This window comes from Gordonia terrae (assembly GCF_051789125.1).
Classification (GTDB): Bacteria; Actinomycetota; Actinomycetes; order Mycobacteriales; family Mycobacteriaceae; genus Gordonia; species Gordonia terrae_A.
The window spans coordinates 4,190,515-4,216,937 of the sequence record NZ_CP196526.1; the positions used below are offsets into that span (position 1 = coordinate 4,190,515).

The 26,423-nt window shown below is 68.3% G+C and carries 26 protein-coding genes; 5 read left to right on the forward strand and 21 right to left on the reverse strand.

From position 1 onward, the window contains the following. Positions 1–47 precede the first annotated feature (47 nt). Together ACSUZC_RS18950 and ACSUZC_RS18955 are read right to left on the reverse strand one after the other, a co-directional pair. Complete coding sequence (locus tag ACSUZC_RS18950; RefSeq protein ID WP_439030004.1) at positions 48–1,382, reverse strand: ClC family H(+)/Cl(-) exchange transporter; 1,335 nt, start codon at positions 1,380–1,382, stop codon at positions 48–50. Positions 1,383–1,429: 47 nt separating this feature from the next. Further along, the gene (locus ACSUZC_RS18955) at positions 1,430–2,473 is read right to left on the reverse strand and encodes an Lrp/AsnC family transcriptional regulator (protein WP_439030005.1); all 1,044 of its coding nucleotides are present in this window, start codon (positions 2,471–2,473) and stop codon (positions 1,430–1,432) included. Positions 2,474–2,620: 147 nt separating this feature from the next. Between ACSUZC_RS18955 and ACSUZC_RS18960 the strand changes: the two genes are divergently transcribed. Continuing rightward, the gene (locus ACSUZC_RS18960) at positions 2,621–4,216 is read left to right on the forward strand and encodes an MFS transporter (RefSeq protein WP_439030006.1); all 1,596 of its coding nucleotides are present in this window, start codon (positions 2,621–2,623) and stop codon (positions 4,214–4,216) included. A gap of 34 nt (positions 4,217–4,250) precedes the next feature. On the opposite strand, the gene ACSUZC_RS18965 is transcribed toward ACSUZC_RS18960, so the two are convergent. The 6 genes from ACSUZC_RS18965 to ACSUZC_RS18990 form a co-directional block, all read right to left on the reverse strand. Then, complete coding sequence (locus ACSUZC_RS18965) at positions 4,251–5,039, reverse strand: ABC transporter permease (RefSeq protein ID WP_439030007.1); 789 nt, start codon at positions 5,037–5,039, stop codon at positions 4,251–4,253. Further along, positions 5,036–6,199 carry an ABC transporter substrate-binding protein gene (locus tag ACSUZC_RS18970; protein ID WP_439030008.1) on the reverse strand — a complete coding sequence of 388 codons (1,164 nt, stop codon included), beginning with the start codon at positions 6,197–6,199 and terminating at the stop codon, positions 5,036–5,038. Before ACSUZC_RS18970 ends, ACSUZC_RS18965 begins: the two co-directional genes overlap by 4 nt. Further along, the gene (locus tag ACSUZC_RS18975) at positions 6,196–6,945 is read right to left on the reverse strand and encodes an ABC transporter ATP-binding protein (protein WP_439030009.1); all 750 of its coding nucleotides are present in this window, start codon (positions 6,943–6,945) and stop codon (positions 6,196–6,198) included. Before ACSUZC_RS18975 ends, ACSUZC_RS18970 begins: the two co-directional genes overlap by 4 nt. Further along, positions 6,921–8,000, reverse strand: coding sequence for an acyl-CoA dehydrogenase family protein (locus ACSUZC_RS18980; RefSeq protein ID WP_439030010.1), 1,080 nt, complete (start codon positions 7,998–8,000; stop codon positions 6,921–6,923). Before ACSUZC_RS18980 ends, ACSUZC_RS18975 begins: the two co-directional genes overlap by 25 nt. A 4-nt stretch (positions 8,001–8,004) precedes the next feature. Continuing rightward, complete coding sequence (locus tag ACSUZC_RS18985) at positions 8,005–8,532, reverse strand: DUF4242 domain-containing protein (protein ID WP_439030011.1); 528 nt, start codon at positions 8,530–8,532, stop codon at positions 8,005–8,007. A 139-nt stretch (positions 8,533–8,671) separates the two neighbouring features. Continuing rightward, positions 8,672–8,740: a putative leader peptide gene (locus tag ACSUZC_RS18990; RefSeq protein WP_374237909.1), complete on the reverse strand. Its 69-nt coding sequence runs from the start codon at positions 8,738–8,740 to the stop codon at positions 8,672–8,674. 64 nt (positions 8,741–8,804) lie between these two features. On the opposite strand from ACSUZC_RS18990, the gene ACSUZC_RS18995 reads away from it, so the two are divergent. Next, positions 8,805–9,467 carry a TetR/AcrR family transcriptional regulator gene (locus tag ACSUZC_RS18995; RefSeq protein ID WP_439030012.1) on the forward strand — a complete coding sequence of 221 codons (663 nt, stop codon included), beginning with the start codon at positions 8,805–8,807 and terminating at the stop codon, positions 9,465–9,467. Here the strand turns inward: ACSUZC_RS18995 and ACSUZC_RS19000 are convergent. The 7 genes from ACSUZC_RS19000 to ACSUZC_RS19030 form a co-directional block, all read right to left on the reverse strand. Beyond that, positions 9,390–9,872 carry a hypothetical protein gene (locus ACSUZC_RS19000; protein ID WP_439030013.1) on the reverse strand — a complete coding sequence of 161 codons (483 nt, stop codon included), beginning with the start codon at positions 9,870–9,872 and terminating at the stop codon, positions 9,390–9,392. The two genes, ACSUZC_RS18995 and ACSUZC_RS19000, sit on opposite strands and share 78 nt — an antisense overlap. Before the next feature lie 32 nt (positions 9,873–9,904). Then, entirely contained in the window at positions 9,905–10,807 is a 903-nt protein-coding gene (locus tag ACSUZC_RS19005) for an LLM class flavin-dependent oxidoreductase (protein ID WP_439030014.1), read from the reverse strand. Between the two features lie 113 nt (positions 10,808–10,920). Beyond that, positions 10,921–12,174, reverse strand: coding sequence for a fatty acid desaturase family protein (locus ACSUZC_RS19010; RefSeq protein WP_439030015.1), 1,254 nt, complete (start codon positions 12,172–12,174; stop codon positions 10,921–10,923). An 8-nt stretch (positions 12,175–12,182) separates the two neighbouring features. After that, on the reverse strand, positions 12,183–13,295 hold the full coding sequence (locus ACSUZC_RS19015; protein ID WP_439030016.1) for a ferredoxin reductase: 1,113 nt from the start codon (positions 13,293–13,295) through the stop codon (positions 12,183–12,185). Between the two features lie 174 nt (positions 13,296–13,469). Beyond that, the gene (locus tag ACSUZC_RS19020) at positions 13,470–13,949 is read right to left on the reverse strand and encodes a DUF456 domain-containing protein (protein ID WP_439030017.1); all 480 of its coding nucleotides are present in this window, start codon (positions 13,947–13,949) and stop codon (positions 13,470–13,472) included. A gap of 14 nt (positions 13,950–13,963) precedes the next feature. After that, positions 13,964–15,526, reverse strand: coding sequence for a formate-dependent phosphoribosylglycinamide formyltransferase (gene purT / locus ACSUZC_RS19025; protein WP_439030018.1), 1,563 nt, complete (start codon positions 15,524–15,526; stop codon positions 13,964–13,966). Between the two features lie 79 nt (positions 15,527–15,605). Then, complete coding sequence (locus ACSUZC_RS19030; RefSeq protein ID WP_439030019.1) at positions 15,606–15,977, reverse strand: UBP-type zinc finger domain-containing protein; 372 nt, start codon at positions 15,975–15,977, stop codon at positions 15,606–15,608. A gap of 43 nt (positions 15,978–16,020) precedes the next feature. On the opposite strand from ACSUZC_RS19030, the gene ACSUZC_RS19035 reads away from it, so the two are divergent. Next, the gene (locus ACSUZC_RS19035) at positions 16,021–17,613 is read left to right on the forward strand and encodes a Na+/H+ antiporter (RefSeq protein WP_439030020.1); all 1,593 of its coding nucleotides are present in this window, start codon (positions 16,021–16,023) and stop codon (positions 17,611–17,613) included. Positions 17,614–17,775: 162 nt separating this feature from the next. Continuing rightward, the gene (locus ACSUZC_RS19040) at positions 17,776–18,174 is read left to right on the forward strand and encodes a hypothetical protein (RefSeq protein WP_439030021.1); all 399 of its coding nucleotides are present in this window, start codon (positions 17,776–17,778) and stop codon (positions 18,172–18,174) included. 20 nt (positions 18,175–18,194) lie between these two features. Here the strand turns inward: ACSUZC_RS19040 and ACSUZC_RS19045 are convergent, their stop codons facing one another. Both ACSUZC_RS19045 and ACSUZC_RS19050 read right to left on the reverse strand, forming a co-directional pair. Next, positions 18,195–19,799, reverse strand: coding sequence for an adenylate/guanylate cyclase domain-containing protein (locus ACSUZC_RS19045; protein WP_439030022.1), 1,605 nt, complete (start codon positions 19,797–19,799; stop codon positions 18,195–18,197). Between the two features lie 78 nt (positions 19,800–19,877). Continuing rightward, complete coding sequence (locus ACSUZC_RS19050) at positions 19,878–21,164, reverse strand: adenylosuccinate synthase (protein ID WP_439030023.1); 1,287 nt, start codon at positions 21,162–21,164, stop codon at positions 19,878–19,880. Between the two features lie 81 nt (positions 21,165–21,245). On the opposite strand from ACSUZC_RS19050, the gene ACSUZC_RS19055 reads away from it, so the two are divergent. Continuing rightward, positions 21,246–21,902 (forward strand): hypothetical protein, encoded by a 657-nt coding sequence (locus ACSUZC_RS19055; RefSeq protein ID WP_439030024.1) that lies wholly within the window; start codon positions 21,246–21,248, stop codon positions 21,900–21,902. A gap of 60 nt (positions 21,903–21,962) precedes the next feature. Here ACSUZC_RS19055 and ACSUZC_RS19060 read toward each other — a convergent pair whose 3' ends face one another. The 4 genes from ACSUZC_RS19060 to ACSUZC_RS19075 all read right to left on the reverse strand — a co-directional run bounded on the left by ACSUZC_RS19060 (position 21,963) and on the right by ACSUZC_RS19075 (position 26,099). Beyond that, positions 21,963–23,330: an MFS transporter gene (locus ACSUZC_RS19060; RefSeq protein WP_439030025.1), complete on the reverse strand. Its 1,368-nt coding sequence runs from the start codon at positions 23,328–23,330 to the stop codon at positions 21,963–21,965. A gap of 193 nt (positions 23,331–23,523) precedes the next feature. Beyond that, a complete protein-coding gene (locus tag ACSUZC_RS19065; RefSeq protein WP_439030026.1) occupies positions 23,524–24,438 on the reverse strand; it encodes a cation diffusion facilitator family transporter in 915 nt (304 codons plus the stop codon). A 47-nt stretch (positions 24,439–24,485) separates the two neighbouring features. Beyond that, on the reverse strand, positions 24,486–25,607 hold the full coding sequence (locus ACSUZC_RS19070) for an FUSC family protein (RefSeq protein WP_439030027.1): 1,122 nt from the start codon (positions 25,605–25,607) through the stop codon (positions 24,486–24,488). A 42-nt stretch (positions 25,608–25,649) separates the two neighbouring features. Then, positions 25,650–26,099, reverse strand: a complete 450-nt coding sequence (locus ACSUZC_RS19075) for a DUF3151 domain-containing protein (RefSeq protein ID WP_439030028.1) — start codon at positions 26,097–26,099, stop codon at positions 25,650–25,652. Between the last annotated feature and the right edge of the window lie 324 nt (positions 26,100–26,423).

Sequence of the window (26,423 nt, forward strand, 5' to 3'; positions counted from 1 at the left end):
TGGTGAGACACGTTGCGAAGCCCTTCGTGGCTCGCTTCGCACGCACCTCAGGAAGCAGAATCCGATCCCGGATCATCCTCCCGCCGAGACGAATTCGCGAGCATTCGCTCGCGGAGTGAGTCGTAGACCGGCGGCGATCCGGACATGTGGGCGACGAGTACGGCCGCGGCGGTCGCGGCCAGCATGGGGAGGGCGACGGTGGTGGTCGCGGTCATCTCCATGACGACGACCATCCCGGTGAGCGGTGCCCGGACGACCGCACCGAACAGGGCGGCCATACCGGCCAGGACCATCGCGCCACGCAATCCCGCGTCGCCGGCACCGGAGAGCGGCACCACGACATCCGCCAACTCGGCGAAAGTCGCACCCCAGAGCGCGCCGAGCGCGAGCAGCGGCGCGAACAGTCCACCCGGCGTGCCTGCGGCATACGACAGCGGACCCGCGACGAACCGCACCAGGAACAGCGCGACGAGTGCGGGCAGCACGACACCGTCGTCGACAACGGCCTGCGTGAGATCGTCGCCACCGCCCGCGGTCCGGGCGTCGACGGCGAGCAGCGCCCCGATAACGGCACCGATCACGGCGGCCCTGGCCATGGGCGGCACACGGGTGAACCCTCCCACCCAGCCGAGGGTTCCGAGAACCGTTCGGCTATAGGCGATCCCGATCAGCCCCGACAGCAGTCCGAAGACGACGAACACGGGCAGCAATGTCACCGACGGAACGGTGATCGACGGTACGACGAACTCGGGGAGGTCACCGAGTATCAGCCGACCGGCCGCCACCGCCGCCACGACGGCGAACACCGTGGGCACCACCAGGCGCAGGCGGAACGAGCGACCTACCTCCTCGAGCGCGAACAGGGCACCGCCGATGGGAGCGGTGAAGGCCACCGCCAGGCCCGCACCGCTCATCGATGTCTGCATGACCCGGACGCCGGGGTCGTCGAGGCCACCGCGGCGAGCCGTTTCGGCGCCGACGACTGCGCCCATGTGCACGGTGGGACCCTCACGACCGAGGACGAGTCCCGAGCCGATGGCGGCCAGGGCACCGGCGAACTTCGCCGGGATCAGCCGCAGCGGAGCCGCGTTCGCCTCACCGCGTTCGACTGCTTCGACGTGCTGGATGCCGCTACCCGCTGCCGTCGGCACCAGTCGGACGGCCAGCGCCCCGACGGTGGCGCCGGCCGCGGTGACCGCGATCGGGACGAACCATCCGGGCACACCGAGACCGGCCGACCATTCGAGCATGTCGTGGCGCCATCGTTCGAGGTGTTCGAGGCACCAACGGAACGCGCCACCGATCAATCCTGTCGCGAGGCCCGCGACGACGGCCAGCAGGCACAACCGGACCATGCCCCGATCCGTGGTCTGTGGCGACATCACATGTGGACGCTACCGTGCGTGCGGGCTCCGGGTGCCCGACGCGATCACACCGGTTGGATCAGGCGACCCTGCATCACCAGCGAGGCGTTCTGCTTGAGGCGGCGCATGCGGATGCTCACCGAATATCCGGTGACACCCTCGATCGCGGCGAGTCTCGTGCGGAGGTAGTCGTAGAACGCGGCGGTGTCCCGGCAGGTGACGGCGACCATCAGGTTCTGCTCCCCGCTGATGGCGGCCGCGAACGCGACCTCGTCGTGCGCGACCAGCTCGGCGCCCGCACGGTCGAGCGCCGCGGGCAGGACGGTCAGCCACAGCGTGGCACTGAGGCCGAAGCCGAGTCGCTCGGGCAGGATCTCGACGTCGTAGTGCAGAGCGCCGCCGCGCTCGAGGGTGCGCAGTCGTCGCCGAACCCGGCCCACCGTCCAACCGCACATGCGGGCCAGCTCCCGGTGGGGCAGCCGTCCGTCCTGGGTGAGCGCATCGATGAGCACGGAATCCTCGGCGCTCAGGCGCGCACCGCCCGCCCGGTCGTCCGTCGACGGCTCGTCGCCGGGGATGGGGTCGTCGCCGACGGGCATCGGATCGGGAGTGTCGAGCCCGCCGGCGAGAAGGGCTCGGGAGGCAGGCGACAGGTGGCCCCCGAAACCCGTCCACCGCGACGCGGGCTGCCCGAGATCGAAGGCGTGCAACACGAGATCGATGCGGACGTCGATGATCGACGCTCGTGTCGGGAACACCTGCGCGACGGCCTCCTCTCCCACGACCCCGAGCGGCGCACGCAGCACGCACACGATCTCGGCGCCACCGGAGACGACATAGGCGAAGGCGACGTCGCGGCGGCGTGCCAGCGACCTGGCCAGGGGTTCCAGCCGGTCCGGTCGGCACCGCACGCGCGCGACCCATTCCGACTGCCCGCGCACGGACGGCTTGATGATGCCGACCACCTTCATCACCCCGGCTCGACGCAGCGCCTGATACCGACGTGCCGCAGTCTGCTCCGACACCCCCGCCACCTCGCCGAGCTGCCGGAACGACGCGCGCGGGGACACCTGGAGTGCACGCAGGATCGTGCCGTCGATCTCGTCCATCGTGGCAGAAGTGTAACGCCTTCGCGGCTCATGGCGGAGGTTCAGAGCGGCCGAGACCGATCGACGGGGAATTTCGCGTACCACCCCCGGAGAATGGAGGTCTGCGCCGTTCGGCGACATCTTCCGTACTCCCGAAAGCGAGAACGCGTGACCGCGTCCACTCCCGCTGTCTCCACTTCCACCATCTCCGCTCCACTCGCGTCGACCCGCCACACGCCCACCCCCGAACGCCGCACGGCCACCCTCGTGATGGCCTGCCTCGGCGTGTTCGTCGCCTACCTGCCGATCACGAGCGTGGCGGTGGGGCTGCCCGCGATCGGCACGGCGTTCGGTGCCACGACCGCCCAGTTGTCCTGGGTGCAGGACGCATTCGTGCTGCCGATGGCGGCGTTCATCCTCACCGCGGGGGTCTTCGGTGACGTCCACGGCCGACGCAAGGTCTACCTCGTCGGCCTCTGCCTGACCGCGCTGGGCGCACTGGTGGCCTTGACCGCGCAGTCGATCGCGATGGTCTGGCTCGGGCAGGCACTGGCCGGTACCGGGGCCGCGGCACTGTTGCCGACGACGCTCGCCCTCATCAGTCACGCCGTCCCCGACTTCCGCGAACGCGGCAAGTTCATCGGCCTCTGGGCGTCGTCGCTCACGTTGTCGCTGACGGTGGGCCCCTTGGTCGCCGGACCGGTCGCCGAGGCCATCGGGTGGCGCTGGATCTACTTGTTGCCCATACCGGTTGCCGTGATCGCCATCGTCATCGCCTTCATCGCTCTGCCGGAATCCCGTGCGCCGCATGCGCGCCGACTCGACTGGCCCGGGCAGATCTCGGCCGCGATCGCGGTGACCGCCTTGGTGTTCGGCGTCATCGAGGCTGGGGTCTATGGACTCGTCGACGCTCGCGTCATCGTCGCACTGCTGGTCGCCGTGATCGCCGGGTTCACATTCGTCGTCGTCGAAAAGCGATCGGACAGCCCGATGCTCGATCTCCGGTTGTTCGGCAGCCGCGCCTTCACCGCCACCACTCTCGTCGCCATGATCACCTTCCTCGCCCTCATCGGCTTCATCTTGGTGCTGAGCATGTATCTCGGCATGGTCCAGCAACTCGGCACCATGGAAGCGGGATGGCGCCTGGCCCTGATGAACGGCGCGTCGATGCTGGTGGGCGCTCTCGCGGGCAAGATGATGCATCGCATTCCGGCGCGCCATCTGATCGGCGGGGGCTTGATCATGGTGTCTCTCGCCCTGTTCGCCCTGCTGACCGTCGATGCCGACACCTCGTTCGTCGCCCTGTGCTGGCGCCTGGTGATCCTCGGCCTGGGCATGGGCCTGGTGATGGCACCGATGACGGCGACCGCCGTGTCCGCGGTGCCTTACCACCTCGCCGGCATGGCCGCCGCGGGCAACAACGCCTTCCGCCAGGTCGGCGGCGCGCTGGGCCCGGCGCTGCTCGGCGCATTGCTCACCGCGGGTGCGGTGAATTCTCTGCCGGACGCACTCGCCGATGCCGGTGTGGGCGATGCGGTTCGCGACCGCGTGGTCGGCGCGGTCGACGGCGAGGGGCTCGGTGCGGTGTCCGGCCTCGACCTCGGTGCGGACACACCCGCCGTGATGCGTGCCGTCGGCACCGCGTTTCTCGACGGGATGCACCTGTGCCTGGTGTTCTCCGGGGTCCTCACCGCCGCTGCCGCGGTCCTCGCCCTGGTGATGCTGCGTCCCGGCCGGTCCGTCGAGGAGCCCCAGACGGTATGAGCCTGCGGCTCAGCGTCGGTATGGAGCCTGCGGCTCAGCGCCGGCGGGTGAGCAGCAGCCGTGCGCCTGCATCGAGCAGGAAACCGAGGATGCCGATGACCACGATCAGGGCGGCCACCTGGTCGTAGGCGAGCTGGTCGCGCGCGTTGAGGATCTGGTAACCGAGACCCGAACGCACACCCAGCATCTCGGCGGGCACGAGCACCACCCAGGCGATACCGAGGGCAACCCGGATCCCGGTCTGGACGTGCCCGCGGATCGCCGGAACCACCACCGTCGTCAAGACCTCGATCCGGGTGGCGTGGAACGATCTCGCGACCTCGAGGTAGCCACTGTCGATCGCCTTCACACCGGCTGCGGTGTTGATGACGATGGGCCAGATCGCGGCGATCGCGATGAGGAAGATGACCGGCTCGTTGCCGATCCCGAAGACCATCACCGCGATCGGGGCCCACGACAGCGGTGAGATCATCCGCAGGAAGGCGACGATGGGATTGGCCGCCCGGTCGGCGGTGATGCTCAGACCTATCAGGAGCCCCAGTGGGAAGCCCAGCACGATCGCGATCAGGAGCCCGATCAGCAGACGCCACAGGCTCAGGCCGATGTCGGGCAGCAGCACGCCGCGGTCGAGCAGTTGCACCATCGCCGGCAACACCTGCTGTGGCGCGAACTGTCGCGCAAGCGAATCCGCGGAGGGGATGACGGTGGTGCTCAGCCACCAGAGCGCGATGAGCGTGGCGATCGCGATCGCCGGGGGCACGAGTGTCGACCCCGATCGTCGACGGGGCGTGACGGATTCGTCGGCCTTGGTCAGCAACGTCATGAGGTCACCTGCTCAGTTCTGGTGAGGTCGGCGGGCAGGCCGAGAGCGACTGCACCACCGCGTGATCCGATGGCGGTGCGGATGAAACGGTCGTCGACGAGGTCGGCGTGCACGGTGGTCGGGTCGATCCGGTCGAGGAATCGACGATCGCCGTCGACGATCGTGTTGTCCATCTCGGTGACGAGCCGCTCGGTGAAGCTCGGGAACGGGAACGGCTCGAAGCCGAGCCGCTGCGGTTGCCAGCCGGGGTTGGCGACGGTGAAGTCGGCCGGATCGTAGGTCAGCGCTTTGGCGATGGCCGGTTTCGGTTGCGGCAGATAGCCTCCGGACAACTCGGAGGCGGCCCGTCGACGATCGAGGTCGAGATGATGTTGCGCAGCCACGACGGAGTCGGCGAGTGACTGGACCGCTGCGGGGCGTTCGTCGATGGCGGACTGATGGACCAGCAGCGCACAGCATGCGTGCTGACGCCAGACGTCGCCCAGGAACGTGTGGATACGACCGATCCCCCGCACCTGTGCCATGGCGTTGAACGGGTCGGCGACGACGTAACCGCCGATCGATCCGTTGGCGAGAGCCGGGACCATATCCGACGGGCTCATGACGACGAGTTCGACGGTCCGGTCGCCGCGGGAGGCACCGGATCGGATCACCGGACGCAGATCGTGCTGCCGCAGCAGCCTCTGCAGAATGATGTTGTGGATCGACCACCAGGCCGGGATCGCTATCTGAGACCCCGCGAGCTGCCCGAGTTCGACGATGTCGGGCGCTACGGTCAGCGCCGATCCGTTGGTGTGGTTCCACCCCAGGACCTGCACGGGGCTGTTCATCGAATACCGCAGCGCGACGGCCATCGGCATCAGCAGATGAACGACATCGACCTTGCGCGTCACGAAGGCCTCGGCCAGCGAGGACCAGCTACGGAAGAGCACCGGTTTGGTCGAACTGACGGCCGCCGGATCGTAGAGCTTCGCCGAGTGCGCGATGAGCAACGGCGATGCGTCGGTGATCGGCAGGTAGCCGACGCGGAGCGCATCGGAGACGCCCGGCGGGTCCGCCGTCGCGGCACGGCCCAGCCCGATGACGCCTCCGACGCCGCCCGCGACCGTGAGACCGCCGAGCCCGGTCAGGAGTGCCCGACGCGAGATGGACGTGTTCATACCTTCTGCCCCACGTGCCGGCCGAAGTTCGCGAGGATCTCGGAGCGGCGCACCGGATCGGACCGGTCGACGGCGGAGCCGGTGGCGTCGGGGGTGAGCGACCATTGCGCGCCGATCCGGCCGGTCTCGGACAGCAGGACGACGCGGTCGGCGAGTCTGATCGCCTCGTCGACGTCGTGTGTCACAAGGACGACCGTGATGGCCAATTCGGCGGCGAGCTCGGCCAACCAGGTCTGTAGTTCCCCGCGGACAGCGGGATCGAGCGCGCTGAACGGCTCGTCGAGCAGAAGCAGTCGCGGCCGAATCGCGGCCGCGCGGATGATGGCCACCCGTTGTGCCTGACCGCCGGACAGCTGGTCGGGATAGCGGTCTGCCAGACCGTCGAGCCCGAACCGGTCGAGCAGGCGCTGCGCATAGGCGCTGTCGAAGGAGGCGCGGTGCGCGGCGAAGCGCCGACCGAACCCGATGTTCTCACCGACGGTCAACCACGGCATCAGCAACGGTCGCTGGAACACGACGCCGGTGTGCGGTCGTTCGGCGTCGGTGTCGTCGAGCCAGTCGAGGGTTCCGGCGGTGAGGGTCTCGAGCCCGGCCAGGACCCGGAGCAACGTGGTCTTCCCGCTCCCGCTGCGTCCCAGAATCGCCACGAACTCGCCTTCGTCCACCGCGAAGTCGATGTCCGAGAGGACGGTGTGACCGCGGAACGACTTGCCGCCGCCCGTTATTCGAACTGCGCGAGTTCCCACCGAAGTTGTCCTTCCGAAGGTGATTGGATGGGGATGAAGGCGGTCTCCCGGAAGCGGCGGTTGGTGTCGCTCCCGGTGGCGTATCCGGCACCGCCGCGAACGGTGGCCTCGAGGCGGGACGACGCCGCTGCGGTCTGTGCCGCGTCGAGGCGCAGGCGGATGAGCTCGGCCGGTGACGGCGCCGACGGATCGTCCGCATAGTTCCCCAAACGCTCCCTGATGCCGGCGAAATCGGCACTCAGGTCGTCGAATTCAGTGCGGAACACCTCGTTGACACCGGTCAGCGAACCGGCGGCGCCGTCGAGCGCCGAGCCGATGGCACCGCTGCAGAACGAACACTGCAGCAGCAGGAACACCGGCCGGATGCGACGCACGAACGAGGTCAGATCGTCGGAGATCACATTGTTCTCACCGACCACCACATCGTGGAGAGCGAGGGAGGTCGATGCCGTCGATCCGAGGCCGATCAACTCTGGCGCAGTTCGGATCTCCACTCCGGGAGCATCCGCGTCGACGACGACCACGAGAGTGGTGTCCTCGGTGCGCACCGGCAGGACGATGAGCGATTCGTCGTAGACGTTCGACGCCCACCGGATCGGACCGTTGATCACCAGCCCGCCAGAACCGAGGCGGCCCGTGATGGGCACCTCGCCCAACCCGGCGACCTGCTTGAGACCGGCCGCCATGGCGGTGACACCGATCCGATCCCCGGAGACGAGTGACCGAAGATGCTCCTGCCGAAGCCCTTCCGGTGCCCTGGCGACGTACTCGATCACCATCCGCTGAGCCCACAGGGAGAAGCCGACCGACAGGCTCGCCGACGACACGCGCTCGATGACCTCGACCATGGGGGTCACCGAGGCGGCGGCGTCACCGTCGCGCGCTCCGACGCCCCTGTCGAGAAGGCCGGCGCGACCGGCCGCGGCGATGTCCACCCGGGTGTCGGTTCGGCCCGCATCGAGATCGCGCGCCCGGGCGGCCACTGCCGACACGACGCTGCCGACGGTGTCGACGCCGGTCACGTCGGACTGTCCGGCGGTGAGGGTCGGTCCCATGGCGTCAGCCCTGGAGTCGGTGCAGACGGTCGACCGGGGTCGAGACGACGTCGCGGGCGTGGCGGACGGCGGCCTCGTCCGGCGCGTCGTAGAAGCACAGGCACTTGTCGGTGTCCTCACGGACATAGGTCCGCAGGAAGCTGACCTCGGGGACGTCGGCGTACTTCGGCGAATTGGCCTTCTTCCGTGCAAGGTAGGTGTCCATGTCGATGGCCTCCGGGATGTCCCACTCGACGAGGTAGCCCGCGGTCGGACGTGCCTTCTTCAATTCGGCGAGATCGGCGCCGACGAGTCGGACCTCGTCGGGCCCGGCGGCCACGAGACCACTGAACTCCTCGACGTCGCCGATCGAGGCGGCCCGGCATCCGTCGAACTCGGCGATGACGAACAGGCGGCCGGCGCCCTCGGTCACCTGGGTCTCGATGAGTTCACCGCCTGCCGTGCGCAGGTGGGCGTCGAGTCCCTTGATCAACTGCTCGACGCTGCCCGCATCGCTGTCGGCAGGTTCGAGTTCGTAGAGGAAGAGCGCCATGATCAGCCTTTCGTGTGGAGAGGATCCCCGATGCGGTATCGATGTCGCTCGCCGGAGTGGCCGGTTTCGAGGTCGGGACACGACGAGAGAGCAGCATCGCTGCGGTGTTTCGGGAATCAGGAGCCGTGCGTGGTGACGGTCAACAGGCGGCACCGGCGACACGAAGAAGATCGACGTGCACGCGGCGGGTGAGGAACCTGTGGATCACGCCCTCGACCCTGACATAGACAGACTGGTCTGTCTATACGGTCCGGTGGTTTACCCTCGTTCCTGTGACCAACGTCCACGAGAACGCCGCAGTCGAGTCGAACGCGGCCGACGCCGCGACCCCGGCCCAGCGGCTGCTCGCCACGGCGACCGAACTCTTTGCCGCACAAGGGATCAGGTCGGTCGGGATCGACCTGATCCTGCGCACCTCGGGGGTCGCGAAGGCCAGCCTCTACAGTGCCTACGGCTCCAAGGACGGACTGGTCATCGCCTACCTCGACCATTTGGATCACGCTGATCGCAATCGATGGGTGGACGGCACCGCGACCCTCGGCGGACCCCGCGAGCGCATTCTCGCCTTCTTCGACCTCGCCATCGCCGGCGCGCCGGCCCGCAACTACCGCGGCTGCCAGTACGCCAATGCCGCAACCGAGTTCCCGGGCGCACAGCTGCCGCCGGTCACAGCCCATCGTGAGTGGGTGCTGACCACTCTGACCGACAACCTGCGGCAGCTCGATGCCGCGGACCCGGAATCCGTGGCGCGCGAGATCCAGGTCGTCTACGACGGCGCGCTCGCGGGCTCGAAGATGGAGCGGTCCACCGCCCCGATCGCCGTCGGACGGCGACTGACCGAGCTGCTCCTCGATGTGTCAGCCGGCGCGACGACCGCCGACCATCGACGTGACGTAGCGCGCGGGGACGTCGAACCACACCTCCCGGGCCGGTAGCCGACCCAGCACAGCCGGCGACAGCTCGGTCGCATAGGTCAGGCTCAGGGTCCCGGTGAAGTCGGAATGCACGCGGTCGAGCGCCGGGATCTCCACGACCAGCCCGTCGGCTCCGAAGGCCGCGCGAACCATCGTTCCGGCCGGGGCGGCCCACTCATGATCGATCGCGCGTCCGGCCTTACCGGGCACACTCGACAGGGTCCCCAGGACGCGCGTGGGCGTCAGGGCGAGGGCACCGGTGAACGGCCGGGCACTCCCACGGGCCGACCGCCCCGGCACGCGTCCGCTGAAACGCAGTGTCACCGGCACGAATTCGACGATGTGGTGAGCGTGTTCGGCGACCACCGCATCGCGCAGGTCGTCGGGGAGTCTGCCGATGCCGAGCATCCGGCGGAGAGAGGCCACGTCGCACACCCTAGGCCGTGTCGGGCGGCCCGTCAGGCGAAAGCCGTCGCCACATCGGCGGCACGCCGCAACTGATCGGGATCCGAACTCGTCGGGATGAGCTGCACCTCGTCGGTGCCGATGTCGGCGAAGCGTCGCAGCACCTCGGCGAGCTCGGCCTCGGTACCCGACCACCCGGTGGTGGGTGCGATCGCGTCGACGAAGTCGGTCGGAATCCAGTTCATGTAGTGGTGCAGGTGGCGGGTGACCTGGGCACGCGGGGCGTCGCCGTCGCCGATCGCGAACCAGAACGACGTCGCGAGGTGCGGCGCGGCGCGGCCTGCCTCGGCCCACGCCGAGCGCGCCACGTCGAACAGTTCGTCCTGCTTGCGGGTGTCGAGATCGAGTGTCACGCCGGCGATCCCGTCGGCCCAGCCGACGGCGCTGCGGATGGTCTTCGGCCCGGTGGTGCCGACGTGGAGTTGCGGCCCGCCTTTGCGGTGCGGCGGTGGCCCGACGGGGAGCACCGACTCGGTCAGCTTCTCCCCTGCCCACACGCGTTGCATCGTCGCGGCGCGGTCGGCCAGCTGACGCATCGTCTGCGTCGACGGGTCCGCCCCGACGGCGCGGTAGTCCTCGTGACGTCCGCCGACTCCCAACGCAACCGTCAGCCGGCCTTCGGAGAGCATGTCGCCGGTGGCCAGGGACTTGGCGAGCATCACCGGATCGTGCAGCTGCGGCACCACGACGGTCATGACCAGCTGGACCCGCTGCGTCCACGCGGCGGCGGCGCCGAGAAAGGTGAGGCACTCGGGGTTGTCGAATGCGATCCGCTCACCCCAGCAGAGCGAACTGAACGGGCCGTTGTCGATGGTGGTGGCCCATGAGTGGAGTGTGTCGGCGTCGAGATCCGGCTCCATCACAGGCATCGTCATCCCGATGCGCACGGGCGTCATTCTGACACGGACGCCTCACCCCGGAGGTGCTTTCGCAGATGTCGCGGATCGTGGCGTGGACCACTACGATCCGCGACATCTGCGGTGGCGCAACACATCTTGCCGAACGCCGCTCAGGCCCTGCCCACGTACGCCGAGCGGACCGGCGAGTTCTTCAACTCCCGCAACGCCGTTCGCAGGCCGCGACGCTTCCCGGTCGCCGGGTCGACACCGAAGTGCTCGCCCAGCCCCTCGCGGATCGCGAACCGCAACTCCGATGCCGTCTCGGGCGCGTCATCCGACGTGGCCTTCAGCAACGAATTGGGCAGCGCCAGTTTCGCGATCGTCCGGAAGGACTGTGCGTACTGGCCCAGGAGCGAACCCGTCGTATAGGGCAGGTCGTACTTGTCGCAGAGCTCGCGCACCCGCACCCCGATCTCCTCGTACCGGCTGCTGGGCAGGTCGGGGAACAGGTGGTGCTCGATCTGGTGACTGAGGTTGCCGCTCATGAACCGCATCAGCGGCCCCGCCTTGAAGTTCGCCGAGCCCAGCATCTGCCGCAGGTACCAGCGCGGCTGATCCTCGTTCTCGAACTCCTCGACCGTGAACTTCTCGGCGCCGTCGGGGAAATGCCCGCAGAAGATGACCATGTACGCCCAGTAGTTGCGCACGATGTTCGACGTGAAGTTCGCGGTGAGGGTCGTCTTCCAGTTGGGTCCCGCGAGGGCCGGGAAGATCAGATAGTCCTTGGCGGCCTGCTTACCGACCTTCGTGCCGATCACCCTCAGGTCCTTCGCGGCCTGCCGGTAGGTCTTCTCCTTGTTGCGCAGCTTCTCGGTCTCGAGGTGGTGCAGCGCCACGCCGATCTCGAAGAACGTGCCGAGGGTGAAGTTGTAGATCGGGTTGCCGATGTTCCACCACTCCCACGGCTGATCGCGGGTGACGCGCAGGATCCCGTAGCCCACGTCGTCGTCCATCCCCACCACGTTGGTGTATTTGTGGTGGACGAAGTTGTGCGAGTGCTTCCACTGCACGCTCGGACATGTGGTGTCCCATTCCCAGGACGACGAGTGGACCTCGGGATCGTTCATCCAGTCCCACTGCCCGTGCATCACGTTGTGTCCGAGCTCCATGTTCTCGATGATCTTGGCCAACGAGAGCATCGCGGTACCGGCCACCCAGGCCGACTTCTTGTTGCTGAACATGAGGGCGAGACGACCACCGGCCGCGAGGCTGCGCTGGATGGTGATGGCCCGCCGGATGTATTTCGCATCGGACTCTCCCCGCGACTCCTCGATGTCACGGCGGATGGCATCGAGTTCGGCGCCGAGGGTCTCGACGTCACTTTCGGTGAGATGTGCGTACTGATCGATGTCGGTGATGGCCATGAAGCCTCCTACAGATCGAGGGTGCATTCACCAGACACAGCGCTGATGCATGTCTGGATTCGTTCTCCTTCGCGACGTTCCTCGCCGGTGCGCAGGTCACGCACGTATCCCCCGGCGAGCGGCACGACACAGGTCTGGCAGATGCCCATCCGGCAACCGAACGCCATCTGGATTCCCAGGTTCTCTCCCGCTTCGAGGAGTGTTGTGGCGCCGTCGATCTCGGCCTCTTTGTCCGAGATGGCGAACTTGACGGTGCCACCTTCGCCGCCGTGGTCGGTGCGGGCGATGGCGAACCGCTCGACGTGCAGGCGTTCACGCAGACCGCCGTCCTCGTAGTGCGTCTCCATCGCGTCGAGCAGCGCCACCGGTCCGCAGGCCCAGCATTCGCGCTCGCGCCAGTCCGGGGCCCACTCGTCCAGCCGTGAGGCGTCGAACTTGCCCATCTCGCGCGTCAGCTGGAGGTTGAGATCGTATCCGTCCGCCTCGTCGGCGAGCTTCTCCATCTCGTCGAGGAAGATCACGTCGTCGCGGGTCGGCGCGGAGTGGATGTGCACGATGTCGGGTGTCTGACCGTGCGAACTCAGCTGCCGCAGCATCGCCATCACAGGTGTGATCCCGCTGCCTGCGGTGACGAACAGGATCTTGCCGGGGACCGGCTCGGGGAGATGGAAGTCGCCCTTGGGCGACTGCAGTCGGATGATCGTGCCCGGGCTCACCCCGTCGACCAGGTGCGACGAGAGGAACCCGTCCGGGTTGGCCTTCACCGTGATGGCGATGGTCTTGTTCTCAGCGGCACCGATGGACGTCAGCGAATACGACCGCCAGTGCCACTTGCCCTCGATCTGCAGACCTATCCCCACGTACTGGCCGGGCTTGTAGGAGTCGGGAAAGCCCCAACCGGTCCGGATGGTGACGGTCGCGGTGTCGTCGGTCTCCTTCGAGACGTCGACCACCTTGCCGCGAAGTTCACGGGCGCTCCACAGCGGATTGATCAGATGCAGATAGTCGTCGGGCAACAGCGGCGTGGTGGCCCGCGCCACCAGACCCCGGATGATGTTGACCTCCGGCTTGCGGGCTTCGACGCCCGCGGCGGGCCGCTTGCTCCATTTCAGTAGGTTCACACGCACTCCTCCCCTGGCTGTGTCGGAATGAAGTTGGTGGTCGGCTGGAGTTGCTGAATCAGCTGTGGTTACTCACCAGTATCACCCTTCGGTGCACGACTGTACACAAAGATCGGTGACTGTGGTCACAAGGGAGAAAAGTGGCAGTTCACCGCGGTTTCGGCGATGGATGGCCTACCAGGTGAAGGCCCCGCCGATCCAGATACCGGTCGCGATCAGCGCGAACAGCAACTCGATGCCGATCGTCTTGGCCGCCGCCTTCAGTGCCGCCAGGGCGCCGCGCCAGGCACGGTCGGTGCTGCGGGTGCGGATCAGCTCCGCGATCAGCGCGCCGACGATGAACCCGACCAGCAGGCCCACGACGGGTACGACGAAGAACCCCACGATGCCGACGAGACCGCCGACCATGATGGTCCGGTTCGGGATGGCGTCCGAACGCAGCGAGCGCCCGGCGACCAGGTACTTGATCACCTCACCGGCGGCGATCACGAGCATCGCCAAGGCGAAGACCGACCACGCCCAGCCCCCGACGAGGAGCGCCCAGACGAACAGAGCGCCGACGATGAGCAGTGTTCCCGGCAGGATCGGCACGACGATGCCCACCAGCCCGATCATCACCACGGCTGCGACCAGCAGCTCACCCCAGATCGGCACCTAGCGTCGGCCCGTCACTCGCCGCGAGCCGGCGCGGGCGCCGGTGCCGGGCGTCGAGCCGGACCCGTCGGGCCTGCCGGACGAGGAGGCGTTGCGCCCGGCGGGACCGGACGAGGGCCGCCCACGGGGCGGGGTCCCGGCCGCGGTCCGGGCGGAGGTCCACCCCGCCCGGGCGGCGGACCCGGCGGAGTCGGCACACCCGGCGCCGGCACACCCGGTGGCGGGACCGCCGGACCCGGCGGGGGGCCGGGACGGCGAGGAGCCGGCGGCGGCAGCGTCGTGGCCTTGCGCACGGCAGGGCGACCTGGCACCGGCGTCACCATCGACGCGGCACGAACGGCGCGTTCGCGGGCAGCGGGCACGTCGTCGGCGGTCGCGGTGACCACACCCATGCGTCTGCGGTGGTGACTCTCGGGCTTGCCGAACAGGCGGATGTCGGTTTCGGGCACGGTCAGCGCGGCGGCGACGTTCTCGAACCCGATGGCCGGCTCGTCGAGCTGGCCGTAGATGACCGCCGACGCTCCGGGCGATGCGAGCGTGACGTCCACCGGGAGCCCCAGGATCGCCCGCGCATGCATCTCGAACTCCGACAGGCGCTGCGTGGCCATGGTCACCAGACCGGTGTCGTGCGGGCGGGGACTCACCTCGGAGAAGTACACGTCGTCACCCTTGACGAACAGTTCGACGCCGAAAACCCCACGCCCGGCGAGCTTTCCGTCACCGAGGGCGGTGGCGATCCGCGCGGCGATAGAGGTCGCCGATGCGTGCGCGTCCGTGCTCATCTCATGCGGCTGCCAGCTCTCGACGTAGTCGCCGTTGATCTGCCGGTGCCCGATCGGTGCACAGAAGTGCGACGTCAGTCTGCCGGTCCGGGGATCGATCGCGCGAACCGTGAGAAGCGTGATCTCGTAGTCGAATTCGACGAAACCCTCGACGATCACGCGGGTGCCCTGCACGCGCCCGGCCGTGCTGGCGGTCTCCCAGGCGGCGGCAGCGTCCTCGGGTCCACGTAAGACCGTCTGTCCCTTGCCCGACGACGACATCACCGGCTTCACCACGCAGGGAAAACCGATCTGCCGCGCCGCGACCGTCATCTCCTCGAGTGAGTCGGCGAACAGGTACGGGGAGGTCGGCAGACCGAGTTCCTCGTCGGCCAGGCGGCGGATGCCCTCCCGGTTCATCGTGGCGACCACCGCGCTCGCGGTCGGGATGACCTCGGCGATACCGCGTTCGGCGACCTCGACGAGCGCCTGGGTCGCGATCGCCTCGATCTCGGGGACCACGTACGCGGGACGGTGCTTGTCGATGACGGCGCGCAGGGCATCGGCGTCGGTCATGTCGATGACCTCGGCGGCGTGGGCGACCTGATGACCGGGGGCGTTCGGGTATCGGTCGACGGCGATCACCTCGACACCGAGCCGCTGGAACGCGATGATGACCTCTTTGCCCAGTTCACCCGCACCCAGGACCATCACCTTGGTGGCGGTGGGGCTCAGGGGCGTGCCGATGACGTCCGGCGGCCCGGTCGTCGGCGCCGGCTGGTCTGCGCTGATCGCGCTCTCGCTGTTCGACGTCATCCTCAAATCCTACTTGCCGTCAGCACACATCCCGACACGGTCGGGCGCGGCGAACACCACACCCGTGTGCGGCGCGGGTTCATCCCATCACCGAGTGCACGTAACACCATCGCCAGACCTCGCCGGGCTCGGCCGATCGCATGACGGGGTGGGCAACGTCGTGGAAATGAGCGGTTGCATGGCGACGCGGACTCGAGTCGCAGCATCCGATGTGCCCGCACGTCAGACACTTTCGGAGGTGTGCCCAGTGCGCCTCGCCGATCGCCACGCAGTCCTCGCAACTGCTCTCGTCTCCCGAGGCGGACACCGGGTCGTCGGCCGGGGAGATGTCGAAGGCGCCGAGTTCGGTGCATCGCGCCCCGGCGGACGAGGCGTCCGGCCCGGGGTCGGCTCCCGAAGCGGGGCCGGGCTCCACCCGACCGGCAGACGACGTCCGGCGAAAGATCTTCATGCTCGTCATTATCCACCGAGCCGTCGCGATTAAAGTCGCTGCAATGGGCGCATCGCTACTGCTGATCGCAGTCATGGCTGTGCTGATCGCCGCACTGTGTCGTCGGTACGGGCTGTCGTCGCCGCTGGTGCTGGTCACGGTGGGGCTGGCCATCGGTTGGATTCCCGAACTGCCCTCGGTCGCCCTCGAGCCGGAACTCGTCCTGTTCCTCATCCTGCCGCCGCTGCTGTACTCGGCGGCCCAGGAGAGTTCGTATCAGGCGTTCCGCGCGAACTGGCGGGCGATCGGGTTTCTCGCCGTCGGGCTGCCGCTGGTCACCACGTTCGTGGTCGGATACGTGGCCTACCTGGTCGTCCCCAACCTCCCGCTGGCCGCGGCGCTGGTGCTCGGCGCCGTCGTCGCGCCACCGGACGCGGTGTCCGCGCAGGCGATCGGCCGACGACTGGGCCTGCCCCGACGGATGATGACGCTGCTCGGCGGGGAGAGCCTGCTCAACGACGCCACCGCGCTGACCGCGTTCCGCATCGCGCTGGCCGCGGCGGTCGGCGCCACCGCCTCCGTGGGTGAGGGGGTCTTGACGTTCGCGGTCGCCGCACTCGGCGGGCTGGTCGTCGGGCTCCTCGTCGGCGTCGTGGTCTCGTGGGTGCGGATCTGGCTCACCGATCCTCCGATGGAGACGGCCATCGGCATCCTCGTGCCCTTCGCCACCTATTACGCGGCCGAGCAGTTCCACGGCTCGGGCGTCATCGCCGTCGTCGCGGCCGGACTGTTCCTCGGGCACCGCTCGGTCCGGCTGGGTTATGCCACGCGGCTCCAGGACGATGCGGTGCGCAAATCCATCGACACGATCCTCGAGTCGTTCGTCTTCCTGCTCATCGGCCTGCAGTTGCCCATGCTCATCGACGGCGTCGAGAACGAGTCGTGGGTGCAGGTGGGCATCGACGCCGTCGCGGTCCTGGCCGCCACCATCCTGGTCCGGATCGTCTGGGTCTTCCCTGCGACCTACCTGCCTCGCGTCCTCTCGCGGCGCATCCGGGACCGCGAGCCGAGGCCCACTCCGGCGTCGGTCTTCGTGGTCTCGTGGGCCGGGATGCGCGGCGTGGTGTCACTGGCCGCCGCCTTCGCGATCCCGGTGTACACCGATGCGCACGAACCGTTCCCGGCGCGCGCGGAGATCCTGTTCCTCACCTTCGTCGTCGTGGTCGGCACGCTGCTGATCCAGGGGACGACGCTGCCCTGGGTGATCCGCTACCTCGGGGTCAGCGGAGACGAGCGCGCCCAGGACCGCCTCGCCTACGCGGCGGCCCAGGATCGTGCCTCCCGCGAGTCCGAGCGCCGGCTCGAGGAATACGCCGCCGAGCTGACCGACGACGATCCGCGCCGCCTCCAGGTGGTGATGCTGCGCAAGTGGATCACCACGCAGCGCAACGTCGCGTGGGAGGAACTGGGCCGGGGCCCCGAGGACCTCGGCGAGAGCCCGACCTCGGCGGGCGCCCGCCTGCGTACCGAGATCCTGCAGATCCAGCGGGCGGTGTTCATCGAAGAACGCGACGCGGGCCGCATCGACGACGAGGTGCTGCGAACGGCCCTGCGGCGCCTCGACTTCGCCGAGGGACAGGGCGACCGCGAGGCGTGAGCACACTGCCGCCTCCGGTGCGAGGAGCGCAAGCGACGAGCCGTTCCGCTCCCTGAGGTGCGAGGAGCGCAAGCGACGAGCCTCGAAGGGTCCCCCACCTGAACGAACCGGGGGAGTTCTGCCCATTCCGCGCCCGGAAGTGCTGCCCTACCTTCGGTTTCCATGACAACCACACTCACCCGCCTGGCCACGGCCGGCGCTTCCCTCGCCCTCGCCGCCGGGGCGCTCGCCGTCGGAACCTCCACCGCCACCGCGGCGCCCGGCGCACCGTCCTGCGATGCCGCCCAGCGCACCGTCACGTCCGTCGTGACCGCACGGTCGGCGGCGACGATCTGCCAGTGGCGCGACGACGGCACCCTCGAGTACCGCGGAGTCGCCCGCAGTTCAGGGAACACGATCTGCATCCCGGTGTCGGAGGTCCATGTGCAGGAGAACGGCAGCGGCCGCTACTACTACGTGGCTCACAACAACGGCTACAGGTACTCGGTGTTCGACGGGCTGGGCCTGAGCATCGTCGGACCGGACGGGCGGTTGATCAGTTCCGAGGACGCGATCGCCTGACCGGCGCGCCATCCCGATCGCTATCGGTCCAGGTCTCGGCCCCCGGCACTGGCCTTGTCCCCGGTTCCGGTCTTGTCCTGGTCGACGATCGCGGCGTGCACGATGGTCTCCTCGGTCCGGCCGCGCAGCGAGGTGGTCTCCTGCTCCTCCCAGCGGTCGGCCTCGGATCGCCCGGCGGCGTCCACCGCGCGGCCTGAGGCGAGTGGACGCCGCGGGTCACGCTTCGCCAGCTCGGACAGTCGGGCGCTTTCGTTGACCGGATCGCCGATGACGGTGTATTCGAACCGCTCGATGGCACCGACGTTTCCGGCCACCACCGAGCCGTAGCTGACCCCGATACCCGCCGACAGGTCCGGGACCTCCTCGGCGAGATCGCGGGCGATGGCCCGCGCGGCGGCGAGCGCGTTGGCCGCAGCGTCGTCGAGGTCGATGGGCGCACCGAAGATCGCGAGCACCGCGTCGCCCTCGAACTTGTTGACCAGCCCGTCTCGTTCCTCCACCGCCCGCACGATCACCGCGAAGAACTTGTTGAGGATCTCCACGACCTCGGTGGGACTGCGTGTGGCGGCCAGCGTCGTCGAGCCGATCACATCCACGAAGAGGGTGGCGGCGAGACGTTCGGTGCCACCGAGTTCCGGACTCGACGACAGCGCGGCCTCGGCGACCTCATGACCCACGTGCCGACCGAAGAGATCCCGGATCTTCTCCCGCTCCCGGAGGCCGGCGACCATCGAGTTGAACCCCACCTGCAGGTCACCGAGTTCGGTGCCGTCGTAGACGACGAGGTCGGCGTTCTCGAGGTCGCCGTCACTCACGCGGTTCATCCCGGCCCGCACACTGCGGATCGGACCCGTGACGCTCATGCTCGACAGCAGGGTCAGCAGCAACCCGGTGAACAAGGCGGTGATACCCAGCACCGTGGCTCCGACGAACAGGTCCAGCTTGGACGTCTCGTCGCGGGCGAGCCCGAACGCCAGCACCAGCAGGATGCCGATGATGGGGATCGCCGAACCGACGATCCACGACATCACCGACCGCGCCCGCACACCGGTGCGCTTGCGTCGCCGATGCCCGGCCGAGATCAGCTCGGCCGCAACGGGACGCAGGGTGAAGTCGATGAAGAGGTACGAGATGGCCACCACCACGACGCCGCTGAGGCCCACCACGAAGAACGTCTTCGGGATCAGCTGGGCATCGACGATCCCGTACATGATCGTGAGCATGACGGTCGCCACGCCCCACAGGAATCCCTGCACGAGCGACAACCGCCACGGCAACCGCATCGTGCGGCGGGCGTCGCGCTTGGTGGGCGGGACGTCGCGGATCGCCCAGCGCAGGTCGCGCACACCCACGTAGGTGCCCCAGCCGATACCCACCACGAAGGCCACCGTGATGTAGACCGGCACGACGATGAAGTTGACCCACCACAATTCGGCGCTGAACACCGTGGGCTGTGGGATGCCGACCGCGGTGAGCGCGACCGCCACCACCGCACCGAAGAGGTTGGCCACCACGATCGACGCGGTGAGCAACGTCTGGATGCGGACTCGCTGCTTGAACGTGCTCTCGCCGACAGACCCGAGCAGGATCGACCCGTAGTCGCGGCTCCCCCGCTTCGCACGCATGGGCACTAGCTAATCACGCCGTGTCGACGGAATCGGGACGAGCTTCGCAAGGCCGGCGTCGGGTCCGCCGGATGAGCCTCAGACGATCTCGCGACGCACGATCGTCTGGTCACGTCCCGGACCGACGCCGACGCAGGAGATGTGCGCGCCCGAGAGCTCCTCGAGCCGCAGGATGTAGTTCTGCGCGTTCTGGGGCAGATCCTCGAAGGTCTTGCACTGGGAGATGTCCTCCCACCAGCCCGGCATCTCCTCGTAGATCGGCTTCGCATGGTGGAAGCCGGTCTGCGTCATCGGCATGTCCTCGACGCGCTCCCCGTCGACCTCGTAGGCCACGCAGATGGGGACGGTGTCGAGGCTCGAGAGCACGTCGAGCTTGGTGAGGAAGTAGTCGGTGATGCCGTTGACCCGCGTCGCATACCGGGCGATGACGGCATCGAACCAGCCGCATCGACGGGCGCGGCCGGTGGTGACGCCCACCTCGCCGCCGGTCTTGGCCAGGTAGGCGCCCCACTCGTCGAAGAGCTCGGTGGGGAACGGTCCCGAGCCGACACGCGTCGTGTACGCCTTCAGGATGCCGAGGACGGTGGTGATCTTGTTGGGCCCGATGCCTGCGCCGACCGCGGCGCCGCCTGCGGTCGGGTTCGACGACGTCACGTACGGGTAGGTGCCGTGATCGACGTCGAGCAGGGTGCCCTGCGATCCCTCGAGCAGCACCGTCTCGCCGCGCTCGAGGGCCTGGTTCAGCAGGAGCCGGGTGTCGGAGATGCGGTGTTTGAATCCCTCGGCCTGTCCGAGGACCTCGTCGACGACCTGCGCCGGGTCGAGGGCCTTGCGGTTGTAGATCTTCACCAGGATCTGGTTCTTGAGTTCGAGGGCCGCCTCGACCTTCTGGGTGAGGATCTTCTCGTCGAGGACGTCGGCGACCCGGACGCCGACGCGTGCGATCTTGTCCTGGTAGCAGGGGCCGATCCCGCGGCCGGTGGTGCCGATCTTCTTGTTGCCGAGAAAGCGCTCGGTGACCTTGTCGATCGCGACGTGGTACGGCATCAGCAGGTGGGCGTCGGCGGAGATCAGCAGCCCCGAGGTGTCGACGTCACGATCTTCGAGGCCGCCGAGTTCGGTGAGGAGCACGCCCGGGTCGACGACGACGCCGTTGCCGATCACGTTCTGCACACCCGGGGTCAGGATGCCCGACGGGATGAGGTGCAGTGCGAAGGTCTCACCACTGGGGAGTACGACGGTGTGCCCGGCGTTGTTGCCGCCCTGATAGCGGACAACCCAGTTGATCCGGCCTCCGAGGAGGTCAGTCGCTTTGCCTTTGCCCTCGTCGCCCCACTGGGCTCCGATAAGCACGATCGCGGCCATGACAGGTGCTCCTTTGTGCGGCGCGCTTGGGACCAAACCTGACCAACACTACTGTGTCCGCGCGGTGGATACGCTATCCGCGTGCCGTTTGCCCTCCTTCCCCAAACCGGTCGCGCCGACGACAAGAAGGCCGTCCGCGCCGCCGTCACCGAGGTCCTGACCGACCCCGGCATCACCCGGATCGTCGTCGAGCCACGGGTCGCCGAACGATTCGCACCGACCGTCGCACACGAGAACGACATCTACCTGGCCCAGGTCGTGGCGGCGCTCATGGTCACCGACCGTCTCGATGTCGAGGTCGCGTACGTCTCCGCCGAGGCGACCCCGGCGACCCGGCGTTATCGACTGCCGCACGGACCGGCGGCCCGGGAGCTGGCCGAGCACGGCACCGCGGTCGCGGTCCCGCTCATCCGCGACGACGCCGCGACGGTCATCGTCGGCAGCGCCCGCCACCTGGGTGCCGAGGGCGCGAAGCTGCACGGCGAGACCTACGTCGACGACGAGCGCCTGTTCGACGGTGAGGTCCGTTCGATCCTCATCGAACCGACCCTCACCGCGCCGGGGCTCCGGGCCCAGGTCGAGCGGATGCTGTTGCCGGGCAAATGGTTCCCCGGACGCGCCTGCCAGACCGGCGGGACCAACATCGTCGTCGAACGCGAAGGCGTGGTGAATCCGCGTGTCCTGAAACGGTCGACGTTCTACCGCCACGTCACCGATCTGCTGCTCGTCCGCCCCTGACCTGAAATCCGTAGCGGCAATGCGGATATGGCGCGCATTGCCGCTACCGATTCCGGCAGGTCAGGCGACCGGACGCGCCTGGGGACCCGTCGTGAGGTGGAGGTCGTCGCGGCGGATGAGTGTCGTCGCGATGACGCTGATGACCGCGGTGAGCACGAGATAGCCGGCCGCGAGCCACGGCGAACCGCTCGCGGCGCCGATCAGTGCGGTCAGGATGAGCGGCGTCAGCCCGGAGGCATAGATCCCGGAGAACTGGTAGACCACCGACAGTCCGGTGTAGCGGACCGGCGTCGGATACAGGCTTGCGAACAGGGTGCCCTGCGCGCCGTAGAACAGCGCGTGGATCACGCCGAACACGACCACCAGCCCGGCGGTGAACCACAGGAGATCCGACGTTCCGAACAGGATGAAGACCGGGTAGACGGCGATTCCGTACGCGGCGATCCCGATGAGGTAGATGCGTTTGGCGCCGTACCGATCGGTGAGCAGCCCGGAGAACGGCAGGAGTGCGGCCATCACGAGCGATGCGATGGTCACGGCCACCAGGACCGGCACCTTCTCCATGTCGAGTTCGGATGTCGCATAGGCGATCGCGAAGACACCCCACGTGTTGAACGCCGAGCCCTCACCCCACCGGGCGAGCAACCCCAGGACGGTGTTGCGGGTGTTCGGCGGGAGCACGACGTCGCGCAGCGGCGCAGTGGACTTCTTCGCGAGTTCGGCCACCTCGGCGAAGGCGGGCGTCTCGTCGACCTTGAGCCGCACCACGAAACCGATGACCACGAGCACGATGCTCACCAGGAAGGCGATGCGCCAGCCGTAGGTGAGGAAGGCGTCCTCGTCGAGCACCGTCTGCAGCAGGGCGAACACGCCGGTCCCGAGTGCGAGGCCCAGCGCCAGCCCGATCTGCGGGATGCTCCCGAAGAGACCGCGCTTGCCCTCCGGGCTGTGTTCGACCGACAGCAGGACCGCACCTGCCCACTCCCCGCCCAGTGCGAAACCCTGCACGACGCGCAGGAGCAGCAGGAGGATCGGGGCGAGCACACCGACCGACGCCGCCGTCGGCAGCACACCCATCAGGGCGGTGGCGACGCCCATCATGACCATCGTGATGGCCAGGGTGCGTTTGCGGCCGATGCGATCGCCGATGTGCCCGAACACGATTCCGCCGATCGGACGTACCACGAAGCCCACCGCGAACGTCGCGAAGGACAGCAGGGTGCCGACGAACGAACTCTGGTCGGGGAAGAACAGCTGGTTGAACACCAGGCTCGCCGCGGTGGCGTAGAGGAAGAAGTCGTACCACTCGACGGTGGTGCCCAGCAGGCTCGCGGCGACGACCGTGCGCAGACGCTTGCGACGTTCGAGATCGGTCTCGTTCGCGATCGACGTGGCCGATTCGGAGGAGACATCCAGGGAGGTAGCCATGACCGGGACACGGTATCGGCGGCCTGCCGCGAACCGGCGACTACGAATCAGCGTGGGCGAAATGGGGCGAAACGGTTGCGGTGGCGGATCTCCGCTGCGAAAACATGTCAGTCGGTGAGGGGTGGCTCCAGATGTGGTTGCCGAGCTGGATCTGCACGCTTGCACGAGCGGCCTCAGGCTCAGGAGATCGCGGTCACCACGTCAACTCGTCACGACAACGTCGCTGCCCGTCATCCGGATCGACCTGAACGGTGGCGTGGTCGAGCCCGTGCCGGGCGAGCACCGCCTGCGCGGCGGGGAGTACCTCGGCGTTGGGCTTGGCGCTCCCCAGGTGCACGGTGGCCACGTCCATGCCTGTCGTCAGCGTCCACACGTGGAGGTCATGGACGTCGTCGACGGTGGGTATCTCGGCGAGGTCGGCGCGCAGCGCCTCCACGTCGACATGTGCCGGCGCCTGCTGGTTGAGGATGCGCAATGCATCGACGGCCAGCCGGACCGCCCGCGGCACCACCCACAGCGCGATGAGTACGGCGACGACGATGTCGGCATAACCCCAGCCGGTCGTCATGGCGACGATGCCGGCGATGAGCACCCCCACACTGCCGACCGCGTCGGCGAGGACCTCCAGATACGCACCGCGCACCGCGATCGATTCCTTGGCATCGGCCCGCAAGAGGAACATCACGCCGACATTCACCGCGAGCCCCACCAGCGCCACGACGATGAGCGTGAGACCGGGGACCTGAGGGTCGTTGCCGATGCGTTCGACCGCCTCGTAGAGGACGAAGACCGCGACCCCCATGAGCAGCACCGCGTTCGCGACCGCGGTGAACACCTCCGCACGATGCCATCCGAAGCTGCGGGTGTCGGTGATCCGGCCGTGGCGTCCCAGCAGGAGCGCGATCAAGCCCATGACCAGGGCGACGACGTCGGTGAGCATGTGGCCGGCATCGGCGATGAGCGCGAGCGAGTTCACCAGGATGCCGGTGACGAGTTCGACGACGAAGTACCCGCCGATGAGGGCCACCGCCACCACCATCGGCCACAGGCGTCGCTGCCCGCCGGCCGTCGGGCCGGGGGTGTGGGAGTGCGAATGTGAGTGTCCCATGATGCCGGTCAATATATGCAGGACTTCGCATATGTGGCAACCGTGGGTCAGCTCCGCAGGGTGGCGAGCGCCGACGACCGGCGCAGACCGGCGATCATCAGCAGGTCGACGAGCAGGGATCGGATCTCGGCGAGCAGGGCCGCCTCGGACAGATCGCTGTGGACGACGAGGTCGGCACGCGCCTTGCGGACGATGCTGCGGATGACCCGTGCCGCGTCCGCCTGGTCGGGTTCTTCTCCCGGGTCGGCCATCATCATGGCGCGCAGCACCTCGAAGGCACCGGCGAGGTCGTCGATGATCTCGACGAGGGCGGGCTGGACCTCCTCCCCCCGCTGCGAGATGGCCAGCGCACGCCGCGCGATGATCCGGAAGTTGCGTACCGCGTTGTCGATCGGGTCGGCGGTCGCCGAGAGTCGATCCAGCCGCATTCGGGATCCCCAGTAGAGCGGCGAGATCCGGGTCACCTCGCGACCCCCGGTCATGTCCGAATGCATCTTGTTGATCGCGGCCTGCGTACCGCGCCCGGACTCCAGCGCGGCGGCGACCCTCTCCTCGTCGTGGTCGCGCAGCCCCGACGACAGCATGCGTGCGGCATCGCGGATCGTCGCGAGCACGCCCGCGGCGTCCCGGCGCGCCCGGCTGGCCGGGTTGACCGGCAACAACGCACCCACGAGGATGCCGACGAGCCCTCCGATCAGGGCGTCGAGGGCGCGGTGGAAGCCGGCCACACCGCCCGGCGGCAACAGGGTGGCCACCAGCGCGGCCGACGACGCGGCCTGCATCGGGATCAGCGGCCCGTCGTCGAGGAACACCGCGACCGTCATCGCCAGCGCGACCACGATCATGATCTGCCAGGCACCTTCGCCGACGAGGCTGATGAACAGGTCGCCGACGAGGATGCCGATCGCGACACCGCCGACGAGTTCGGCCGCCCGGCGCCACCGCTGACCCAGGGACAGGCCCAGCGAGATCACCGCGGCGATGGGTGCGAAGAACGGGTCGGGGTGGATGAAGATCTCGACCGCGATCCACCACGACACCCCGGCGGCCAGTGCGCACTGCACGATCGGGACCAGCGAGACGTGCAACCGCCGAAACCGACGCTTGAGCTGCGGCGGGAGCGCGTTGAACACCCGGCGCGGGTAGGACGGGTTCGCGAGCCCGCTCATCGGACGGACGTCATCGGGAGAAGGCCCGGTGTCCGGTCCGGGTCACGCCAGACCGAGCTCGGCTGCCGCGCGGGGGTCGCTGTCGTTGAGAAGGTCGAGGCAGCGCAGGTACTCGTCCTCCTCGCCGATCAGCTGGGCCGCCCGCGCCAGCGCACCGACGCAGCGGAGAAACCCGCGGTTGGGCTCGTGGCTCCACGGCACCGGACCGAAACCCTTCCAGCCGTGGCGGCGCAACTGGTCGAGCCCGCGGTGGTAGCCGGTCCGTGCGTAGGCGTACGCGGCGATCACCGCGGAAGTGTCCACATCGCCCGCGTCTGCCGGGCTCGCCGACCCGAGAGCCGCCTCGGCGAGATAGGCCCAAGCGATCGAGGCCGTCGGGTGCGCCGCCGCCACGTCGGCCGGGGCAGCCCTGTTGAGCAGGTCTGATTCGGCATCGTCGTCTCCGGTGAGGAGTACCGGTTGCGGGCCGAGGAGATCTCCGAAAGACGTCATGCCCACCATTCAAGCACCGTGCCGGTGCCGGACGCCCGTTCGATCAAACGCCCTAGTGCTGGATTGCCGGGGCATTCGCTAGGGTGAATGGCGCAATCGGTCCTGCTGCCCGGGCATCTGGCGGCCGGACCGAAGTCATGCGACGCGCGAAATGCGGGGTGATCAGTCGATGTCGCGATCTCAGGGGCCGAGAACTGCTGTCACCAAAGCACTGTCGACGCTGAAACAGGTTCGTGAGGATCGTCGTGCTCGCCGGACCGGCACGGACACGACGCCCGGCAGCGCTTCACCCGGCACTGCTTCACCCGGACGGGCCCCGAGCAC